The organism is Dyadobacter sp. LHD-138 (assembly GCF_030929615.1).
Lineage (GTDB): Bacteria > Bacteroidota > Bacteroidia > Cytophagales > Spirosomataceae > Dyadobacter.
Map to the genome: position 1 here is coordinate 1 of NZ_JAVFVU010000068.1, position 19763 is coordinate 19763.

9 protein-coding genes are annotated in these 19763 nt (G+C 45.1%); 1 reads left to right on the top strand and 8 read right to left on the bottom strand.

Going from position 1 to position 19763, the window contains the following annotated elements:
* Positions 1-222: 222 nt before the first annotated feature.
* Together RB622_RS29195 and RB622_RS29200 are read right to left on the bottom strand one after the other, a co-directional pair.
* On the bottom strand, positions 223-1386 hold the full coding sequence (locus RB622_RS29195) for a divalent metal cation transporter (protein ID WP_308050365.1): 1164 nt from the start codon (positions 1384-1386) through the stop codon (positions 223-225).
* 167 nt (positions 1387-1553) lie between these two features.
* Positions 1554-5318, bottom strand: coding sequence for a hydantoinase B/oxoprolinase family protein (locus RB622_RS29200; protein ID WP_308050366.1), 3765 nt, complete (start codon positions 5316-5318; stop codon positions 1554-1556).
* A 329-nt stretch (positions 5319-5647) separates the two neighbouring features.
* On the opposite strand from RB622_RS29200, the gene RB622_RS29205 reads away from it, so the two are divergent.
* Entirely contained in the window at positions 5648-7450 is a 1803-nt protein-coding gene (locus RB622_RS29205; protein ID WP_308050367.1) for a PDZ domain-containing protein, read from the top strand.
* A 97-nt stretch (positions 7451-7547) separates the two neighbouring features.
* Here RB622_RS29205 and RB622_RS29210 read toward each other — a convergent pair whose 3' ends face one another.
* The 6 genes from RB622_RS29210 to RB622_RS29235 all read right to left on the bottom strand — a co-directional run bounded on the left by RB622_RS29210 (position 7548) and on the right by RB622_RS29235 (position 19685).
* A complete protein-coding gene (locus RB622_RS29210; RefSeq protein WP_308050368.1) occupies positions 7548-9008 on the bottom strand; it encodes a SusD/RagB family nutrient-binding outer membrane lipoprotein in 1461 nt (486 codons plus the stop codon).
* Between the two features lie 7 nt (positions 9009-9015).
* A complete protein-coding gene (locus RB622_RS29215; RefSeq protein ID WP_308050369.1) occupies positions 9016-12381 on the bottom strand; it encodes a SusC/RagA family TonB-linked outer membrane protein in 3366 nt (1121 codons plus the stop codon).
* A gap of 353 nt (positions 12382-12734) precedes the next feature.
* A complete protein-coding gene (locus tag RB622_RS29220; RefSeq protein ID WP_308050370.1) occupies positions 12735-13613 on the bottom strand; it encodes an AraC family transcriptional regulator in 879 nt (292 codons plus the stop codon).
* Positions 13614-13902: 289 nt separating this feature from the next.
* A complete protein-coding gene (locus RB622_RS29225; RefSeq protein WP_308050371.1) occupies positions 13903-14583 on the bottom strand; it encodes a DUF3823 domain-containing protein in 681 nt (226 codons plus the stop codon).
* Positions 14584-14589: 6 nt separating this feature from the next.
* On the bottom strand, positions 14590-16476 hold the full coding sequence (locus tag RB622_RS29230) for a RagB/SusD family nutrient uptake outer membrane protein (RefSeq protein ID WP_308050372.1): 1887 nt from the start codon (positions 16474-16476) through the stop codon (positions 14590-14592).
* Positions 16477-16487: 11 nt separating this feature from the next.
* On the bottom strand, positions 16488-19685 hold the full coding sequence (locus RB622_RS29235) for a SusC/RagA family TonB-linked outer membrane protein (protein ID WP_409022071.1): 3198 nt from the start codon (positions 19683-19685) through the stop codon (positions 16488-16490).
* Positions 19686-19763 lie beyond the last annotated feature (78 nt).

The following is a 19763-nucleotide window of genomic DNA, read 5'->3' on the forward strand; positions in this document are numbered from 1 at the left end:
GCTTGGTAACCTTAAGATAAACAAAAACCCCGAAATATCTCAGCAATGGACATTTTCGGGGTTAATTTTTGTTACAAAAAACTAAAAGTCAAATAGTTACCCGTGGTTTGGACACCCTAGTTAACCAGAAAACAGGATTGGGCAGCATTGACAATAGCAAGGATTTTGCTTTTGTCAATGCTGTCTTTTTTTATCATCTTTCTTCGGACCTCACCACGCCTATTAAAATAACTTCATACCCAATCCGAGTAAAACCAACACCACCAGCCAGCCTGCTATCTGCAGTAAAAGCGGATGTTTGTAACTCCCCATTAAGCGGGATTTCCGGCTTGCAATTAATAAAATGATTAACGCAACCGGTAAAACAAATCCGTTTAAGGTCCCAACAAAAATCAGCACTTTTACAGGTTTGCCGACGATCAGAAAAATACTTGTCGATATGAGAATGAACAGAATGGTGAGGTAAGTCTGATATTTTTCCAGCAGCGGATGAAAAGATTTCAAAAATGATATCGATGTGTAGGCTGCTCCGACGACCGAAGTAATTGCCGCCGCCCAGATCATAAGTCCAAACATTTGTCGGCCGAGTTGCCCGCCTGCGTTTTCGAAAACCGAAGCTGTGGGGTTTTCAGGATTGATTTTTGCACCTGTCAGAATGATTCCCAAAGTTGCCAGAAATAAAAAGTAACGGATCACGGCGGTTAACAAAATACCCGTGGCAGCACCGCGGTTGACCTGTGGTAAGGCAGTTTTCCCTTTAAATCCGGAATCGAGCAGACGGTGTGCACCCGCAAATGAAATATAACCGCCAACAGTCCCGCCAACGAGCGTCAGGGTAGAAACCGGATCAAATTTTTCAGGAATAAAAGTATGACGAATAGCCTCAGCAAACGGAGGATTTGAGGTGAAGGCGATGTACAGTATCAGCCCGATCATAATTAATCCCAGTATTTTAGAAAAACTATCCATGGCTTTTCCGGCTTCTTTAAACAGGAAAATGCCTATGGCCATGGCTGCACTGATTACAGCACCGGTTGCCACCGGAATACCCGTCATGGCTTCTATGCCAAGTCCTGCACCCGCTACATTTCCAATGTTAAACGCAAGTCCGCCAACAACAATCAAAAGAGCGAGCAAATAACCCAGTCCGGGAAAAAGCACATTGGCGAGGTCCTGTGCGTGTTTTCCGGAAACGGTGACGATCTGCCAGATGTTAAACTGAACGCAAAGGTCGATGACTACCGAGATTAAAATGATAAAGCCAAAGCTGGTCGCGAGCTGCTGCGTAAAAACCGTGGTCTGGGTCAAAAAACCGGGGCCGACGGCTGATGTTGCCATTAAAAATGCAGCACCCAGGAGTGCTTTGGAGGTTTTGGACGAAGCCATTTATTTCTAATTTTTTGGCGTAAAAAAGAAGGTTACACAGAGGTTCACAGGGTAAAAAAGAGGGGTGCGGAGTTTGTTTTATTTTGAGATAAGAAAGACTCTGTGTACCTCTTTTTAACCGCGAGGCGTCCGCTCTGTGAACCTCTGTGTAATTTAAACTAATCATATTATTCCATAACACCATATCCGCCGCCGCCGGGGGTTTCGATGGTCAATATATCACCTTTATGAACTTCGAAACTACATATTCCCGGTAATTTGGTGACAACATGACTGGCCGTGGTTAAGGTATGTTCGCCCGGTTTTCCATCCTGGCCGGCGTTTAAGCCGTACGGTGCATACTTGCGGTGTTGCCCCAGAATAGTAACCTGTAAGGGTTCAAGAAATTCAACCTTCCTGACAATGCCATCGCCGCCATCAAATTTCCCGTCGCCGCCAGAATTTTTACGAATGCCAAATTCGAGTAAACGTACAGGATATTTTCTCTCGAGTTGCTCGGGATCGGTGATCCGGGTGTTGGTCATGTGCTGATGTACAGCTGCTCTCCCTTTGAAGCCCGGACCGGCCCCAACGCCACCTCCGATGGTTTCATAGTACCCGAATTTCTTGTTTCCGAATAAAAAGTTGTTCATCGTACCCTGGCTGCACGCGGCCAGACCAAATGCTTTCAACAAGGTATCAACCAACCGCTGGCTTACCTCCGTGTTACCGCCAACAACGGCCGGGCACTGGAAAGGATCATCGGAAAAATCCGGATTGAGGAAGCTGTTTTCAGGTAAAATGATGTCAACATTTTTCATTAAACCATCATTCAAAGGAATTTCTTTGTTTACCAGCAATCTTAAAACGTACAAAATCGCGCTGTAAAGGATGGATATATTGGCGTTCAGATTGTTTGGATGTACGTCAGAAGTACCTGTGAAGTCAAAAGTTTGTTTTTCTGCAGATATTGAAACAGAGACCTGGATGCGATGGTCATCATCGAGATATTCTGTGGCTTCAAATGTATTGCCTTCAAGCGGCTGTAAGGCATTTTTTAATTGAGAAACGGCACTTTCTTTTAATAAATTCATGTATTTTCTGACCGTTGCGGCACCGTGGATCTCAACCAGTTTAAGCAGTTGCTGGCTTCCTTTCCGAAGAGCCGACAAAGCAGCGGCAATGTCAGCTTCGTTGGACAGGAAATTGCGTGTCGGATACGCGCAGGCTGTGAAAAGTTTGTGTATGGTTTCCCATTGAAATACGCCATTCTTTACCAGATATTGAGGAAGGATAACGACACCTTCTTCCACCAGACAAGTGGCATCCGGGGGCATGGAGCCTGGTGTTTTCCCACCGATCTCGGCATGGTGCGCCCGGTTGATCACATACCCGAGACATGCTCCTGAATCTGTAAAAACGCCGGCTAACAACGTGATATCCGGCAGGTGTGAGCCACCATATCGGGGATGATTGGTAATAATCACATCGCCGGGGCCAATTTTTACCGCATCCCTGACCAGTCTGCCGCAAATTCCCATACTACCCAGATGCACGGGGATATGTTGGGCATTAACGAGTAAATCGCCATCGGGATCAAGCAGGGCGCAAGAGAAATCCAGTCGCTCCTTGACATTTACGGAAAATGCCGTCCGTTGAAGCTGGACACCCATTTCTTCTGCAATGGCTTTGAAGCGGTTGGTGAAAAGCTGCAAGGCCACTTCTTCGCTATGAGCCTCCGAGGCAATATTTTCGCCAGCCGTTTTGAAGGCAACTGCATCTTTATTTTCCTGAATAACCAGTTTCCAGCCTTTGGGAATATAGGCTGTCGAAGTATGATTAAGTAAAATTGAAGGGCCGGAAATTTCATCACCCGCGTTTAGTGAATCCCATTCGTAGAGACTTGTAAGCGCGTTTTTTGGGGTAAATAACGATGGAACCTGTCGCAAAGGAGGCGCATATTTTCCTTCTTTTTGAACGGTTTTGGTAACGGCGGGTTCGGTTTTTTCCTGAACTTTCAGTTTGATACTTTCGAGTTCAATGGTGATGTTTTCCGGGTAATAACCAAATTGTGCGATGTATATTTTTTGAAAATGGTCAATCGTGTTATGCTCGTCCAGGGGAACTTCGATCGTATTTTCCTGTCCGGCGAAACGGAGAAAAACCGAGCAGAAAGATACATCGAAAGCATTTACTCCCTGTACTTTTAGCTCACTCCCGGCTTTCCTCAAAAGCTCGTTTTTCCAGAAATCGATTTTTGCTTTGGCCGTTTCCCAAGGCAGTAATATCTGTTTTGAAACGATGGTGCTGATCAGGGCTTCGCCAATCCCGACGGCACTGAAAAGTCCGGCGTCATACGGAATAATGACGTTTTCAATTTCCAGAAGATCGGCCAATTGGCAGCTATGCAGTCCGCCTGCGCCGCCAAAGGTCATCAGCGCATAATCTGCGGGATTGATACCTTTTTCAACAGAAATTTTCCGGATCGCATCCGCCATTTTTTCGTTGGCAATACGTTCCAGTCCGGTTAAAATTTCCGCATTGGAAAGCGTATTTCCATTCCGTTCAAAAATAGTTTCACGCAGTTTATCAATAGCAGCCAGCGCCGCTTCCTGCCTGATTGGAATTCCGAATTTTGCCGGGTCGAGTTTTCCCAGGAGCAAATTTACGTCCGTGATTGTCAGTGGTCCGCCTGCTCCATAACAGGCCGGACCTGGCGAAGCGCCTGCACTTTCCGGACCGACCTGCAATGTGAAACCGTCAAACCAGCACACCGAACCGCCACCCGCCGCAACGGTCTCAATGGCCAGCGTGGGGTTATGGAACTCGATTCCGTCAATTTCTGTGATATATTTTAGTTCGGGAAATCCGTCAATTCTTGCCACATCCGTGCTGGTACCCCCCATATCAAACGTCAGCACTTTGGGGAAACCCATTTGTCGGGCTGCGTTGGTAGCAGCGACCATACCGCCCGCGGGGCCGCTCAACAAACTGTCCTTCGCCCGGAAACCGTTCAGTTCGGAAAGACTGCCGGTACTGGTCATAATTTTCAGACTTCCTTCGTTGAGGACGTTTTTAATATTGGAAAGATACTGATCCAGAATGGGAGCGAGGTATGCATTGACGACAGCCGTCTGGGTGCGTCTCAGGTAATGTGAAAAAGGGAAAAGTGCCGATGATGCCGAAACGTACTTTGCGCCGTTCTGTTCAAAAGCGGTGGTTATGGCCCTTTCATGCTCGTCATTTTGATAAGAATGGAGCAGGGAAATGGCGATGGATTCAAAATGTATTCCCGGAAAAAGGCTAAAATCGGTACTGTTCAACTCTTTGATTATGTTTCCTTCTGCATCGATCCGTTCATGCAGCTCAATCACATCCGAATACAGTAAATCCGGTTCGGGAATGTTAAGCTGAAAAAGCGACGGACGCTGCTGGTTGCCGATATAGAGCAAATCTTTAAAACCTTTGGTGACGACAAGTAATGTTTTCGCCCCCTTTCGCTCCAATAGTGCATTGGTGCCTTTGGTTGTTCCCAACCGCATGTCAATCGGAGGTAACGGATCTTTTAAAGCGGTTTTTGTCAGCAATCGAGCTGCCAGAATAGGAGCTTCTTCGTTACTGAATAATTCAAAATCGGTATTGTCGGGTATTGACAGATCGGTATCCAGCAGGAGTGTTCCGGTTGTATGATTTAGGGAAACAACCCGGCCTGTTTTTTCTGTATTGCCAATCCTGAGCGTATAACCTTCGAGTAAGTGCTCGGCATATTCCCACGGAGACGAAAATTCATACGTATGGTCAGTGACTTTTCGATTGATTCGGCCCCTTAAACGGGAGGAACTAAGCACTTTTATTCTGGCCTTTATTCCTTCCGGGCTAATGGCAAGGCAGTCGGTAAATGTACCGCCGGTATCAATACTGATTTTCCAGACTGGCGTTTTTGGAGTATTCAAAATGATCGGTTTAGCGCAAAATAATGATTGCCAAATTACACGGTATTTTACATAAAACCATTCAGTGGAACAGATGTAAGCAAATTTTAGCATAAAGGAGAATATTTTAGGAATCGGGGTAAAATAGAGGTTGGTGAAAACCTGCTTTCAGTCAACCGATTTACTATTGTCGAAATAGCCAATTTTCTAAACTTTAAAGTAAAATTATTGTATACACACCCGAAAAAATCAAGGCTCCTTAGGGAGCTTTTTGTTTTTTATTGCTATCTTAACAATTGTATTTTTTCGCTTTTCCCCGTTGAATTTATTATCATCTTTTTACGCTAATCATGAAGAGAAACGCTCCTTTCTACCGGCTTTTCATCGCTATTCTTTTATTTAAATCGGTCGTAAGTTTTGGACAAACCCAGGATCCGGTCAGGTTTTCTGTGACGATGGCCAATCCCGGAAATCACACCTTTCATGTTGTCATGGAATATAAAACCGGGCCACATGAAACATCCGTATTGAAAATGCCGGCATGGTCGCCGGGATATTATCAGATCATGGATTTTGCAGATGGTGTTGCCAATTTCGTGGCCAAAGATGAGGAAGGAAAAACACTTGAATTTAAGAAAAAAGGTAAAAATGCCTGGCACATCGAAAAAGGTAAGGCCAAGGTTGTGAAAGTAGCATATGAGGTAATAACCTCCCGTGAATTTGTGGGAACGAGTTTTCTGGATGCGGAACATGGTTATATTATTCCGGCGAGTGTGTGCCTTTATCCTGAGAATGAGATTAAAAGACCGGCAGAAATCACGATAAAACCATTTGATAATTGGAAAAATGTGGCAACCGGTCTTGATTTGATTCCGGGAAAAGATTTTACGTATACCGCCCCGGATTTTGATATTTTGTACGACAGCCCCATACTGATTGGGAATCTGGAAGAATTGCCTGCTTTTGAAGTGAAGGGGATTCCACATCGTTTCATTGGTTATAAAATGGGCGATTTTGACCGGGTTGGGTTCATGCAGGATCTGAAAAAAATGGTGGAAGAAGCTTCTGCCGTTATCGGTGACATTCCTTACAAACATTATACATTTCTGGCGATAGGGCCGGGGAGAGGCGGTATTGAGCATCTTAACTCAACGGCGGTAAGTTTTGGAGGCGCTGAATTGGGAAATCCGGCCGGTAAAATAAGACTGTTAAGTTTCTTGACCCACGAATATTTTCATCATTATAATGTGAAACGGATTCGTCCGGTTGAGCTCGGACCTTTTAATTATGACCGTGGGAGTAAAACCAATTTGCTTTGGGTATCAGAGGGTTTGACGGTTTATTATGAATATCCGATTCTGGATCGTGCGGGACTTATGACGGAGACAGAAATGCTGGATGCGTTTAAATCCCTCATTCTGTCTTTGGAAACACAGCCCGGCAGATTGTACCAGTCTCTGGCACAGGCCAGTGCGGAGACCTGGTCGGACGGACCGAGCGGACGGGTTAATGACGAATTTAATAAAACGATTTCCTACTACATTAAAGGCCCGATCGTCGGTTTGTTCCTTGATTTTAAGATCAGGCATGAAACGAAAAATAAGAAATCGCTGGATGATGTCATGCGTACTTTATACCAGGAGTTTTATCAAAAGCAGCAACGCGGGTTTACCGAAGCGGAGTTTCGGAAGGTTTGTGAAAAAATAGCAGGTACTTCACTGGATGAAATTTTTCACTACGTATATACTACTAAGGAACTGGATTACGTAAAATATTTTAACTACGCCGGACTTGATATTGATGTGAAACCAAAACAGGTGTCGGGTGGCTACCTGGGCGTAAAGACAAAGCTGCAAAATGACAGTCTGATCGTTACCAGTGTTGACTGGGACTCACCAGCCTGGAAGGCGGGTGTTCGCAGGGGAAATGTTGTGCTGGATGTTGACGGGGTAACAGCGACTAACCAAAATATTTCCTACCTGTTCGCAGAGAAGAAAGTCGGCGATAAATTGCACTTGAATCTCATCAAAAATGATACAAAAATATCCATTCCCGTGGTGCTGGGAACGAAATCGGAAAGGTCGTTTGACATAAAACCGATAGCTAATCCGGATAAATTACAGGCAGCAATCCTGAAAGACTGGGGCAGATAAAAAGTTAGTAATGGACAAGCTGACAAAAAAAGCGCCTGCATCGATCCGATGCAAGCGCCTTTTTTTGTCTCAATAATTAACCCTTAACAATTAATAATTAATTAACTCCCGTTCTCGTATCCCACCACATTTTCTTACCCCACAAATTGTCTTTTACATCGGCTATGGAAGCGGCGCTGTTTGCACCGTTAAGAGTAGTTTCTTCCGCCGGATATGGGTAACGGAACGGTGGACGCGTGTGACCTGGGAAAGGAGAGCCACTCGCCGCGGGCAGTAAAGGAACATCCGTTCTTCTCGACTCGGCCCAGGCTTCATGGCCATCTTTAAACAGGGAAAGCCATTTTTGTGTATACAATTTTGTCGTTGCGCCATCCCATTTTACACCTGTGCCGCTCAGATATTTGGTAATTACGGCGGCGTCGGTGATCCCGTTTTCCTGCAACGAGGCAGTGATTGCATTTTCATAAAGCTTTTCGGCAGTTAGGCTACCTACATTCCAACCTTTTAAGGCTGCTTCGGACAGGATGAAAAGAACTTCCGAGTAACGCATGAACGGAGAAAATCCTGCCGCGTTTTCACGGAACCGTACACCGATTCTTGAAAACTGAGAAATTGTTGGTGAACTTATCGGACCAATTTCAACACCTCGGTAAGCACCGTCGCTTGGTGCAGGTTTTGCATACACAGGCAAACGAGGGTCATTCAACTGCGTCAAAGTATTAACCAACGGGGCACTTGGTCCGTGGTCGTCACGTGAGCGGAAGTCGCTGTTCCACGGTTCGATGTATGGCGTTGTCCCTACCCAATTGAAAAACGCATTGTCCTCATTACTGCTGAAAACAGGATACTTTGCCGGATTTGCTGCAATTTCCTCGATAATTGATTTCGATAAAGCCGGGTTGATACCAGAAATACGGATGGCTACACGAAGACGTAACGAGTTACAGAATTTTTGCCATTTCGCCACTTTTCCTGCATACAACAAATCGCCTTCTCCAAGCGGATCCGTTCCACCCGCAGCGAAAAGATCTGCCGCCGTTTTCAATTGATTGATCAGCAAAGGGTAAATATCTTCCTGCTTATCATATTTTGGCGTAATAAATCCTTCATCACCTTTGATCGCTTCCGAGTACGGCATATCTCTCCACCGATCCGTTGCGATCTGGCCAATGTACGCCTGGATCGTCATGGCGGTCGCTTTCATGTTGGTTGCCTCTGTTTTGTCGGCCTGAGCGATAATGGCCTGTGCATTTTTCAGGTCACGATATGCCTTTTTCCAAAGGTCGCTGATGGTACCGCTGCGATACATGTATCTGGCTTCGTCGACATATTGAATTTTACCAAGATGACCGCTGTATGTTTCCGGTTCGTTCATGTTACCCCATGCATCAAAATAATTCGCTGCAAAATCCTGAAGAACGTAGGCCAGCACGTTGGTAATCGGTGCTTCAACAGGGCTGTTCGGGTTTGTATTGATATCCTCAAACTCGTTGGTGCACGACTGGGCGGAAAAACCCAAAAGTCCGATGCATACTATATAGGATGTTATTTTTTTCATGTCGCTATTAGAATTTAACATTAAGTTTCACACCGATGCTTCTGTTGGAAGGGATTTGATATTGTTCAATACCCAATCCGTCATTACCAACGCCGAACCCTGTTTCAGGATCAATGTGAGCCACGTTACTTTTGTGGGTGTAAAGCAAAGCCACGTTGTGTGCAAAAAACGATAGGCCTGCTCCTTTTAACCAGGTTACTTTATTTGTCAGGGATGATGGCAACGTATACCCAAGTTCAATCTGGCGAAGTTTGATAAAGCTTCCGTCGATGATACCGGTTTCTTTACCGCCCCAAAGGCTCTGGAAATAATCTCTCGCACCAACACGAATGTTGTTAGGCTCACCATTTTCAAGCATTACTTTCTCACCTTTCAAAACATCCTGTCCAACGACAAGTCCGTTTTCACGAATGCCACCGGCAACCGTTGGCGCCAATACACCGGACTGAAGACCGAACCACTGTGTTACACTGAAAACGTCGCCGCCTTTGCGCATATCCAGCAAGAAGTTCAGTCTTACATTTTTGTAAGAAAAACTGTTGGTAATACCGCCAACCCAGTCTGGCATTACATTCCCAACCACTTTCGGTGCTGAGGTATATTTTGGTAAACCGTCACTTCCGATGATGATTGCGTTGGTAGCCTCGTCACGTAAAAACGCATTGCCGCGCATTACGCCATAAGCCTGTCCGGGAATGGCGTCCACCGTTAAGCTCCATGCGCTTGTAATGTTGTAAGCTTCCAGTTTTTGTTTCGTGACAGGATCTTCGTATAGTTTGTTAACCTTGCTGCTGTTTTTTGCCCAGTTCACGTTCATGTCCCAGTTGAAGCCTTCTGGCTTGTGGATAATGCCCAGGTTCAGCTGAATCTCCACACCTTTGTTTTCAATTTCACCGGCGTTCAGTTGTAGTTTTTCAAATCCTGTGGAGTTTGAAATGTTAACCTGCATGATCTGGTTGGTGGTTACTTTTTTGTAATAAGTCGCATCCAATCCAAGACGACCGTTTAAGAACTGCAATTCCGTTCCGATTTCCGTACTGTTTGCTTTTTCCGGTTTCAGGTTTAGCGGAGGTAATGTGCTTGAAATGCTGTATAACGTTGTTCCGTTAAATCCGGAAGCATTGGCTACGTAAGGAGCTTGCAATAAATACGGGCTTCCGCCGTTTCCTACACTTGCCCAGCTTGCTCTCAACTTACCAAAGCGGAGGATTTGTGGGTTGATATCCAGCATGTTGTTGAACACCCAGCTCGCACTGGCGGATGGATAGAAGTAAGACCAGTTGTCGCTCGGTAATGTTGAATTCCAGTCGTTACGTGCGGTCAGATCCAGGAAAAGGGATTCTTTATAGCCAAGTGAAGCTTGCCCGAAGATACTGTTTGAGCGTAACTCCGTCGTTTTCATACTCGAAACGATAGAACCTTTAGTATTGCTGATCGTGAAAAGGTTTGGCACGGTAAGCTGGTCAGCGCCAAGAGAACTATTGATCTGTTGGCTGTTACGATAGTTGGCACCGGCGGTATAATGTAAAGAAAGGTCTTTAGTTAAATTTCCGCCGCCGGTTAAGATAAGGTCAGCGTTGAATTCGCTCAGGCTGTATTGCCATTCCTTGAATTTTCCACCACCCCAGGTTTTGTCGGCCATGCTGGTAAGTGTCGAATTCGATTTGTTATACGTTAACTCCTTACGACGCTCGCTCGACCAATCCTGACCAACGCGCACCATCGCCGTCAGCCAGTCGTGGAACTTGTAAGTCGCGCTTACATTTCCATACATTCTGTCCTTTTTACGGGTGTGCGTATTCTTGTTTATGTTAAAAAACGGGTTGTCATGGAAGTTGTTGTTCCAGTTGTAAGGCATTCCGTTCGCAAATGTTTTTTCATAATTTGCTTTCAAATCATTCATATCAACCTGGCGTCCAAACCATCCTCCGATCGACTGCAGCGGGTTATTGCTGGTATAACCTTGTCCAACCAGGTTATCATTTTCTGTACGAACGTAGTTGATCAACGCATTGGTTTTTAGTCGTTTTGTTAGTTGCTGTGTCGTGTTTAGCTGGATGGTATATCGTTTCTGATTCGTGTTAGGTATGGTTCCAACCTGTTTCTGATTACTGAAAGACAAACGGGTATCGCCATGATCGGTTGCGTTGGTAACCGCAATGGAGTTATCAAGCGTATAACCTGTTCTGAAAAAGCCTTTCACGTTATTGGGCTGTGATGCCCATGGTGTCGCAATGCGGTTTCCATTGGCATCAAGCGGACTGTTGTATTGCGGGATATTCAGGCCGACGTCCAAACGTGGTCCCCAGCTTTCGTCCACACCGTCATTGACACCGTTTCCAAGTCCGTCTTTGTAAGAAAAACCAATTTGTTGCGCCCAGTCCTGATAACTGCCCGGCTTCAAAGATTCATCGGCGCCGATATCGCTCAGGCTGATCGCGCCCGATTGATACTGTTTCCACATGTATTCCTCGCCGTATTTTCCCTGTCCGTATGCGTTCTGGTATTTAGGCAGGATATAAGGTTTTTCGGTCGAAAATCCACCAGAATAAGAAATGGACATTTTATTGCCAGAACTTTTTCCATTTTTTGTCGTGATCAAAATGACCCCGTTCGCAGCCTGATAACCGTACAAAGCCGCAGCATTTGCACCTTTCAAAACCGACATCGAGGCGATGTTATTCGGATCAATTTCTGAGATTGCACTACCATAATCGACTGAACCGACAGGGCCAACATCTGTTGAGAAATTGCTGACAGGAACACCGTCGACGACGAACAGAGGCTGGTTATTGCCAAACGAGTTATTACCTCTCAGGACTATACGTGAACCGGATCCTACGGCACCACTGGCGGAGGTGATCTGGACTCCCGCTACTTTCCCTGAAAGTGAGTTCAGTACGTTTTGCTCATTGCTTTGAATCAGGTCATTTCCCTTCACTTCCTGAATAGCATACCCGAGCGATTTTTTCTGTCTTGTCATCCCCAGGGCCGTCACAACCACTTCGTTAAGCTGTTTCAAATCCGAAACCAAAGTAATGTCCAGAAGCCTACGTCCGTTTACCGGTACTTCCTGTGAGGTAAAACCAATAAAACTGACAACCAATACGCTGTTTTCAGGAACGCTAAGGCGAAACTTACCTTCGGCATCCGTAGTCGTGCCATTGTTGGAGCTTCCTTTTACTAAAATAGAAGCACCCGGTAGCGCACTGCCATCGTCTTTTGAAGTAATGGTCCCGGAGATTTCAATGTCGGCAGTTTTTGAAAATTGCTTTGCCGGTGCTGCCCTGACCAGATCTGCCGGGAGGCAAAAAAATGCAAGAAGCGCGACCAAACAGACGCGCATGGGTAAAATGAAGATAGGTTGTTTCATGCTTTATTAGATAGGTTATGGCAAATATAATCCTGAATGAATAACGGTTTGTAAAATTACCCCTGGCAGTTTGCAAATTCTTCTTGGTAATTGTTGAATTATTTACCGATATTAACTTAGTGTTATTGTTTATTTTGCGATGTGTGTATTATGAAGTGATTTATTTGGAATATTTAACCGAATGGCAAATTATAGTGTATAGTTTGTTGTTAGTATCGCTAAATATATCTGAGTGGATATTCTGTAAAGAAGAAAAAAGCCACAAACACTGGCTTTTAGCTGGGATGTGACCTTTTGAATAAAAGTAAAAAAGCAGGAATATCGGTAAAGATATTTATAATAAAACAAGAAAATTAAAGAAGCTTCTTGAAGAAATCGCGGTGATATTCGCGGGGGGATTTGCCAATTGTTTTTTTAAAGACGCGATTAAAATTGGTAACATTGTCAAATCCCGTTTGATAGGACACATCGGAAAAACTGTCGAATTTGCCCGATACGACAATCTTGCAGGCTTCATTCACGCGGACTTCGTTGAGGAAACTGACGAATGTTTTGTCGGTATGTTTTTTGAAATAGCGGCAAAAAGCCTGTGGTGTAAGACTGGCTACCGATGCGATTTCGGTTAGTGTGATGTGATTTTTGTAATTGCCCACAACATACTGGAAAATCTGGTCCATCCGGATCCCTTCCACATCGGAAATAATCTGTTCGTTGTTATTTGTCGATAAAGGTTTGACGTTTTTAAGTGTTGAAAACGAATGCAACAAATGGATAAATGAAGCAATTCGCAAACTGTCCGCGCTGCTCATGATATCCGTCATAATTTTTGTGATCATATCATAAGCGCTTTCGGGAAGCTGCAAACCGTTATGGACCCCTTCCACAAATTTTCGGATAACGCCCATTTCAGGCAGCCGCAAAATGTTTTGAAAAAGGTGGTCAGGATTAAAGAAAAAGGAAATTTCGTGAACGCCCTTATTCTGCTCGGGATCGTAATAGGCTTCATCACTCTTAAAAACATGTGACTGGTTTGCGCCGATGATGTAAACATCGCCCGCCTTAAAACGCTGCATGTAATTGCCGGCAATAAGCATGCCTTCACCTTCCCTGATCCAGGTAATCTGAATTTCCGGGTGCCTGTGCAGGTGATTGTAAAAATGTGGAATAATGTTATCCTGAACCACAATGGTACTTTCTTTTGCAACGGGAATGGTGAACTGTACTACTTTCATGCAGGTGGGATTATCTCAGTGTCAAGGGTAAATTTAGCAAATGGTCGGACACGATTTTCTTAAAGACAGGTTTTTTTATGTGTGAAGCAATGAAATGTCCAGTCGCAGAATGATTTATTTCAATTGAACCCGGAGAGATTTTCCGGTGGCAAAAAGGTAATCGATCCCGTGTTGCCGGGTCATTACGGAATCATGTACCGGAATGTTCTGTTGCAAGAAATCCTGAGCACCGCAGATACCGGTGCTCAGGATTAGCATGAAGAAAAAAGCAATGTGCCTTTTCATGTTGTTATTTCAGTTGGATTTTTTGCGGCGCACCGAAAAGCATTTCTCCTACACCGGCCGTTTTTACACCCAGCCTGACAAAGACATATTCCCGGCTCGCGAGGGCTGCTGAAAGCGGAGCGGTAAGTGTCAAGGGTTTGGTCAGGTCTGTCAGGTCTGCTGCTATCTTTTGCACATTTCCGGCATTGTTGTTTGCATCAACAATGGTGGTGGTGCCAATGTATAAATTTACCCGTTCAATCTGGCGGGAAGTATTCACCTGCTGCAAATTGAAGGTGGCCGAAACTGCTTTTTCACCTTTTTGATACGTATCATTTTTGAAAACAAAATAAGGGTTCACAGGTACATCCAGTTCCATCGATCCTTTGAGCTGGATATCGATCGAGTCGGAATTGTCGGTCCATGGTCCGTTTCCTCTCAGTCTTACCAATTTGTAATTTCCGTCAAAAAGACTGGCGGAAAAAGTACCGTCCTGCTGAATGTAAACCGGTATTTTGGTAAATAACTGATAACCGTGCTGCCACAATTCCAGCTGTACACCATTGGACCTCAGTCCGATTGCCTGCCCGTCGTGGACAATGCGTCCTTTTAAAACAGATTTTGGCTGCTGATGGTTATCTTTTTCGCAGCCGGTTAGCATGACCCAGCTGGTCATCACTAAAAAAGCTAATATTTTGGTTTTCATAGTGTATCAATGGAATGGATTACGGACGATTTTTGGATTATTGTCAATAACGGACTGGCCGATAGCGGAGTAATAATTACCCATCTGGAAGAAACGCGGCGCACGGAAACGTGGTGCGACGATCTTGTCAAAAACATATTTGCCATGTGTCGCATGCCCCGGGCGGACGACACGGTATGGATAAAGTGCATAAATCATGGCATCAGGATTTGCGGTATTTCCATTCCACACTTCATGCGCGATTCTCCATCTTTTCAGATCCCAAACGCGGTGATCTTCAAAAGCCAGCTCAACACGGCGTTCGTTTTGTAGTTTTTCCAGGGTAAGCGTTTTCAGGCTGCTTACACCGAAACCGGCTCTTTCACGTACCTCATTTACATATTTCAGGGCATCGGCTGATTTTCCTAATTCGAGTGCAGCTTCACTGGCATTTAAATAAATTTCACCCAAACGGAAACGCACCCACCACATGTCACTGCGGATACCACGGGTGCTGGACATGGCGGTTTGATCGACGTACTTCCTTAAATAAAAGCCGGAATTGGTTACTTCCGTCTGCGAACGCTGCGGGCCTGATGAGCCCGTTAGCAAACCACCGTCTTCATAAGTTGAGCCAAGCGTATTGGATTCAACATTCTGGAAACTGTTGGTCGTTGCATTCCATAACTTCACACCAGCCTGAATTTGTACGGGAGTTCCTCTGAACGACGTTCCGGGATAAATAACGGTGCCGTAAAGACGGGCGTCTTTGTTGGCAAAAATATCCTGGGGATTGTCGTAATAGACATAATCAGACCCGCCTGCATTTTTCGTGCGAAGTTCGCCGGAAGTCCCGTCCAAGTATTCATAATCTTCCACCAGATTCAGGGAAGGCGTGATAGAGGAGGACGAAAGGTTATCTTCTCTGACGTTCCGGGCAATGTTGTCGTAGGTAAAACCGTGTCTCTTATCTTTGCTAACGAGGAAATCCTGTGCAAGAATGACTTCCTGGTTTGCTGATTTTTTCGTGACCGCATCATAGAAATTTTCACCCAGGTTCGGGTTGGTTTTATAAAGCCGGTAATTACCGCTATGGATTACTTCTTCCGAAGCAGCAAGCGCTTTGGCATAATAGTCGTTCGCGCGTGCCGCTGGAATTCCCACTTCGCCGCCCGGTGTGGAGATCGGAGAAGCCATTTTGCCGTTGTATTTTGCAATGGAAGCAGCATAAAGCATCGCCCGGCTTTTCAGCGCCATGGCGGTAAATTTGTTGGCACGGGTATTGCTTCCGGCATTTCCGAGCAGGTCTTTTATCGCATCCAGTTCAGCGCCGATGAAGTCATATACTTCCTCTTCCTTGTTGCGTGGCTGTTGTAAATAGGACGGATCACCGTTAAAATCATAGATCAACTGTTTGGTCACGATCGGTACGCCACCCATTCTTTTAACCAGATCGAAGTAGACAAAGGCTCTGACAAAACGAAGCTCGGCGGCAAATTGTGTTTTTTGCGTAGCTGAGAGCTTCGTGCTGAACTTCTCAATATTTTCGATCGCCAGATTGATATCGCGGACAAGACCATAATCCCAATATTGCCAGCGGTTAAAAGAATATGAGATGATGTTGTTTCTTGCGTCGTCATTGTTTGACCACATCGCTTCGTCGTAGGCGGCAAAATCCTGCCAGCCTTCTTTAATAGGCGCTGCGGCGTCGGAAGTTGATCCATGATTTAAATCATTATGATGCGGCAAACGATCATAATAATTGGCAAGTAAACCCGTGATCAGTTTTGGGTCATTCCAGATCTGTTCTTCGAGGATTAAATTCTGCGGCTGTCTGTCGAGCCAGTTCTCTGCACATCCCGAAAGGAATAACAGTGCAAGAACAAAAAAGATATGTTTTGATAATCGTTGCATGGGAATTCAGATTAAAAGGTAAGATTGAAACCGATATTCAGCAGGCGCTGCTGTGGGTATACCAAAGCATTTCCCGACGAAATTTCCGGGTCGATTTCATATTTTTTCACGTTGTCGATGGAGAATAAATTGGTTGCATTGACGTAAACCCGCAGTGCTGACAATCCGATTTTTTTAGAAAGTTTCGGATCAAAATTGTAACCAAGTTCGATGTTACGAAGACGGATGTAGCGCACGTTGGTGATCCAGAAATCACTTTTACGGAAATTAACGTGGCTGGTATTGTCCTTTCTCAAAGCAGGATAAGTTCCAGAAATCCATTTGCTGTTCGGGTCAAACGGATCTTCACGATGCCAGCGGTCTTCCAGCATAAAATGCGGCGAGGTCCCGTTGTTCTGATAAGGGATTTTTAACTCCCAGTTCCGCTGAAAACTCTGCATTGACGCGCCTGCGAAATCAAAAAACAACGAAAATCCTTTGTAAGCCAAACTCCCGTTAAAGGCAAAACTCATATAAGGGTTCGCGCCTTCTGCAAAACCGATCGGTCTTTCATCCAGGTTGTTGATAATTCCATCGCCGTTGATATCCTTGTAAATAAAGTCACCAGGCAAATGTGTTCTGTTACCTTGTCCGTCGTTGTCAATTTTATGGTTTTCAATTTCCTGCTGCGACTGGAACTGGCCTTCCACCTGATAACCCCAGTTGATATTTCCCCAACGATCCACAAAGGAATCGCGGTATTCGTTGTAAGAATTTCCGAAACGCGGTTTGTAAAAATCAAGGTCTTTGCGACGTGATAAAGTGGCGTTAGCGCTGAACGTATAATCAACCTGACCAACCGAACTTTTGTAAGTCAATACGGCCTCGATACCTTTGTTTACATCCGAATTGAGGTTTTCGTTAGGTAACGAATAACCAACCTCGGAAGGAAGCAAAACGTCATAACGGGCAGCGGGAAGTCCTTCACGTTTACGTTGGAAAAGATCAACCTGTCCGGTTAGTTTTCCGCCCATTAAGCCGAAATCAATACCGATGTTGGTCGAAACGTTTGTGATCCAGGATAAAGTCGTAACAGGTAATCCACGGGGACGGACACCGATGTTATAGGTTCCGTCAAAAATGGCGCTTCCCTGTAAGAAATTGTATCCCGACAAATAACTGAACGGAGCAACAACAAAGGGATCATTAGGCAGGTGGGTCAAACGATCACTACCGGTGCGGCCATAAGAAGCTCTTATTTTTAAGTTACTAAAAACATTTTCCAGCTTTCCTTTGAAGAAATCTTCCTCAGAAATACGCCATCCGGCCGATACACCCGGGAAAAATCCGAAACGTTTTCCAGGCGCATATAAGAACGAGCCATCATAACGACCAACGGCTTCAACCAGGTATTTTTGCTTGTATGCGTAGTTCACCCGGCCAATGTATCCCGCGCGTGCTTCGGTGCTCCATTCATCTAAAAGGTAATCTTGGTTGGCAAACGACATCAACGGGATGTAGTTGTTAGGCGGCACGGTATGCACAATCATGTAGGTGTTGACGTTATCCGACTGCTCATACGCGGCCACTGCGGCAATATCATGATTGCCAAACTGCTTGTTGTAGCTCAACTGAAACTGGGCAAAACGGTCAACGATATTACGTTTGCGGCGTTCTCTCCACGGATTTTGATTCCCGCCTCCTACTACGACATCATAGGTGTCTTTTTCAGCATTGTATTTGTACGCGTCGTAAGTATATTCAAAACCGTCAAAATCGAAATTTGTAAAACCATATGAGTAGGTTCCTTTTGCTTTCAGACCGAAATCAAAGTCATATTCCGCATAAAAATTACCTTTGACAACGCGCGTCAGTTCATCGATGTATCCGGTAATATCCTTTTTATAAGTAGCCGGATTGACATTTACATTGTGCGTTTGGTTAATGTATTTCGGATTGTCGTTTGCGTAGGGGCGTTCGGTAGGCCACATCGTGAAAATACTCAGGAAAGGATTGAAATAATCATCCAGACCGGGTACACCCACCTGAAAACGTTTCTCAATACGTCCGCTGATCTGAGAGCCTACTTTCAGTCTTTTCGTAACGTGAGATTCGATATTGGCCTGGATATTGCTTCGTTTAAAGTTATAATCCTTGATTAACGCGTCCTGATTCAAATGTCCGAAGGAAAGATAATAGCTGATTTTCTCCGTTCCTCCGGATACGTTGGCACTGCCATAGTATTGCGGCACATTCGGACGCATCACCATTTTGTAATAATCAAAACTCTGATATCCTTTTTCGGTTCCGGTTTTCCATTTCGCCAGTTCTTCCGGTGTGATAGAAGGCGTACGGCCCTGGTTCACGTCAGATTCCACAAGGCCTCGCATGTGCTGGTAGGCATTCGCCGGCTTGGGATAACGTGTAAAGTTCTGCAAACCATAGTAACCGGAAAGGCTGATCTTGGCCGGTCCGTCTCCTGCTTTTCCTCTTTTTGTCGTGACCAGAATAACCCCGTTGGCAGCGCGCAATCCATAAATAGCTGCCGAAGCATCTTTCAGAATTGAAATGCTCTCAATATCATTTTGTCCAAGGTTGTTAAAGTTGGCAGCGTCGGAAGGTATCCCGTCAATGACGTAAAGGGGTGTGCCCATGTTCCGGATCTGGATGGATGTGGCATTTCCCGGCCGGGCATCCGCTTTACGGGCCGTAATACCCTGAACACGACCAACCAATGCATCGGAGGTACCGATGGACGGTGTTCTGACCAAATCTTTTGCCTGAATATTACTTACGGCGCCGGTTACAGTCGCAGCGGACTGGGTACCATAGCCTACCACAATGACTTCGCGCAATTCCTCGTTGCTTGGCAGGAGAATCACGTTAACGGAAGTCTGGTTGCCAATCGCGACGTCTTGAGAGGTATAACCAATGAACGAAAAGGTCAGTGTTTGAGCATCATTGGCTATGTTAAGAGAAAATGTTCCGTCGGCACTGCTGCTTGTTCCTACCTGAGTGCCTTTCACGACAATACTGACACCCGGCAAGGGATGGTTGTTTTCATCTAAGACCTTACCTGAGATCGTTTTTTCGAAATATTTTTTTGATGCAAAAGTGGTTGTGGTTAAAGAAGTAGTATGTCTGCGTGCCAGTGTTTCCTGCGGGCAAAGACAGGCGGCAGCTAATAAAAGGGAGTGTAATCTAAACTCTGTCTGGTCGTCAAAGTTGATTCAAATTTAATTTTTCTTTTCGATTTCAAATGTTTTTTTTGCTTGCTATTGAGTTTGTCAAGGGCGGCTGAGGCACGA

What these genes read in the sequence shown, in the direction of transcription:
- RB622_RS29195 (WP_308050365.1), bottom strand. Translation starts at nt 1,386, where the DNA reads ATGGCTTCGTCCAAAACCTCCAAAGCACTCCTGGGTGCTGCATTTTTA.
- RB622_RS29205 (WP_308050367.1), top strand. Translation starts at nt 5,648, where the DNA reads ATGAAGAGAAACGCTCCTTTCTACCGGCTTTTCATCGCTATTCTTTTA.
- RB622_RS29210 (WP_308050368.1), bottom strand. Translation starts at nt 9,008, where the DNA reads ATGAAAAAAATAACATCCTATATAGTATGCATCGGACTTTTGGGTTTT.
- RB622_RS29230 (WP_308050372.1), bottom strand. Translation starts at nt 16,476, where the DNA reads ATGCAACGATTATCAAAACATATCTTTTTTGTTCTTGCACTGTTATTC.
- RB622_RS29225 (WP_308050371.1), bottom strand. Translation starts at nt 14,583, where the DNA reads ATGAAAACCAAAATATTAGCTTTTTTAGTGATGACCAGCTGGGTCATG.
- RB622_RS29215 (WP_308050369.1), bottom strand. Translation starts at nt 12,381, where the DNA reads ATGAAACAACCTATCTTCATTTTACCCATGCGCGTCTGTTTGGTCGCG.
- RB622_RS29220 (WP_308050370.1), bottom strand. Translation starts at nt 13,613, where the DNA reads ATGAAAGTAGTACAGTTCACCATTCCCGTTGCAAAAGAAAGTACCATT.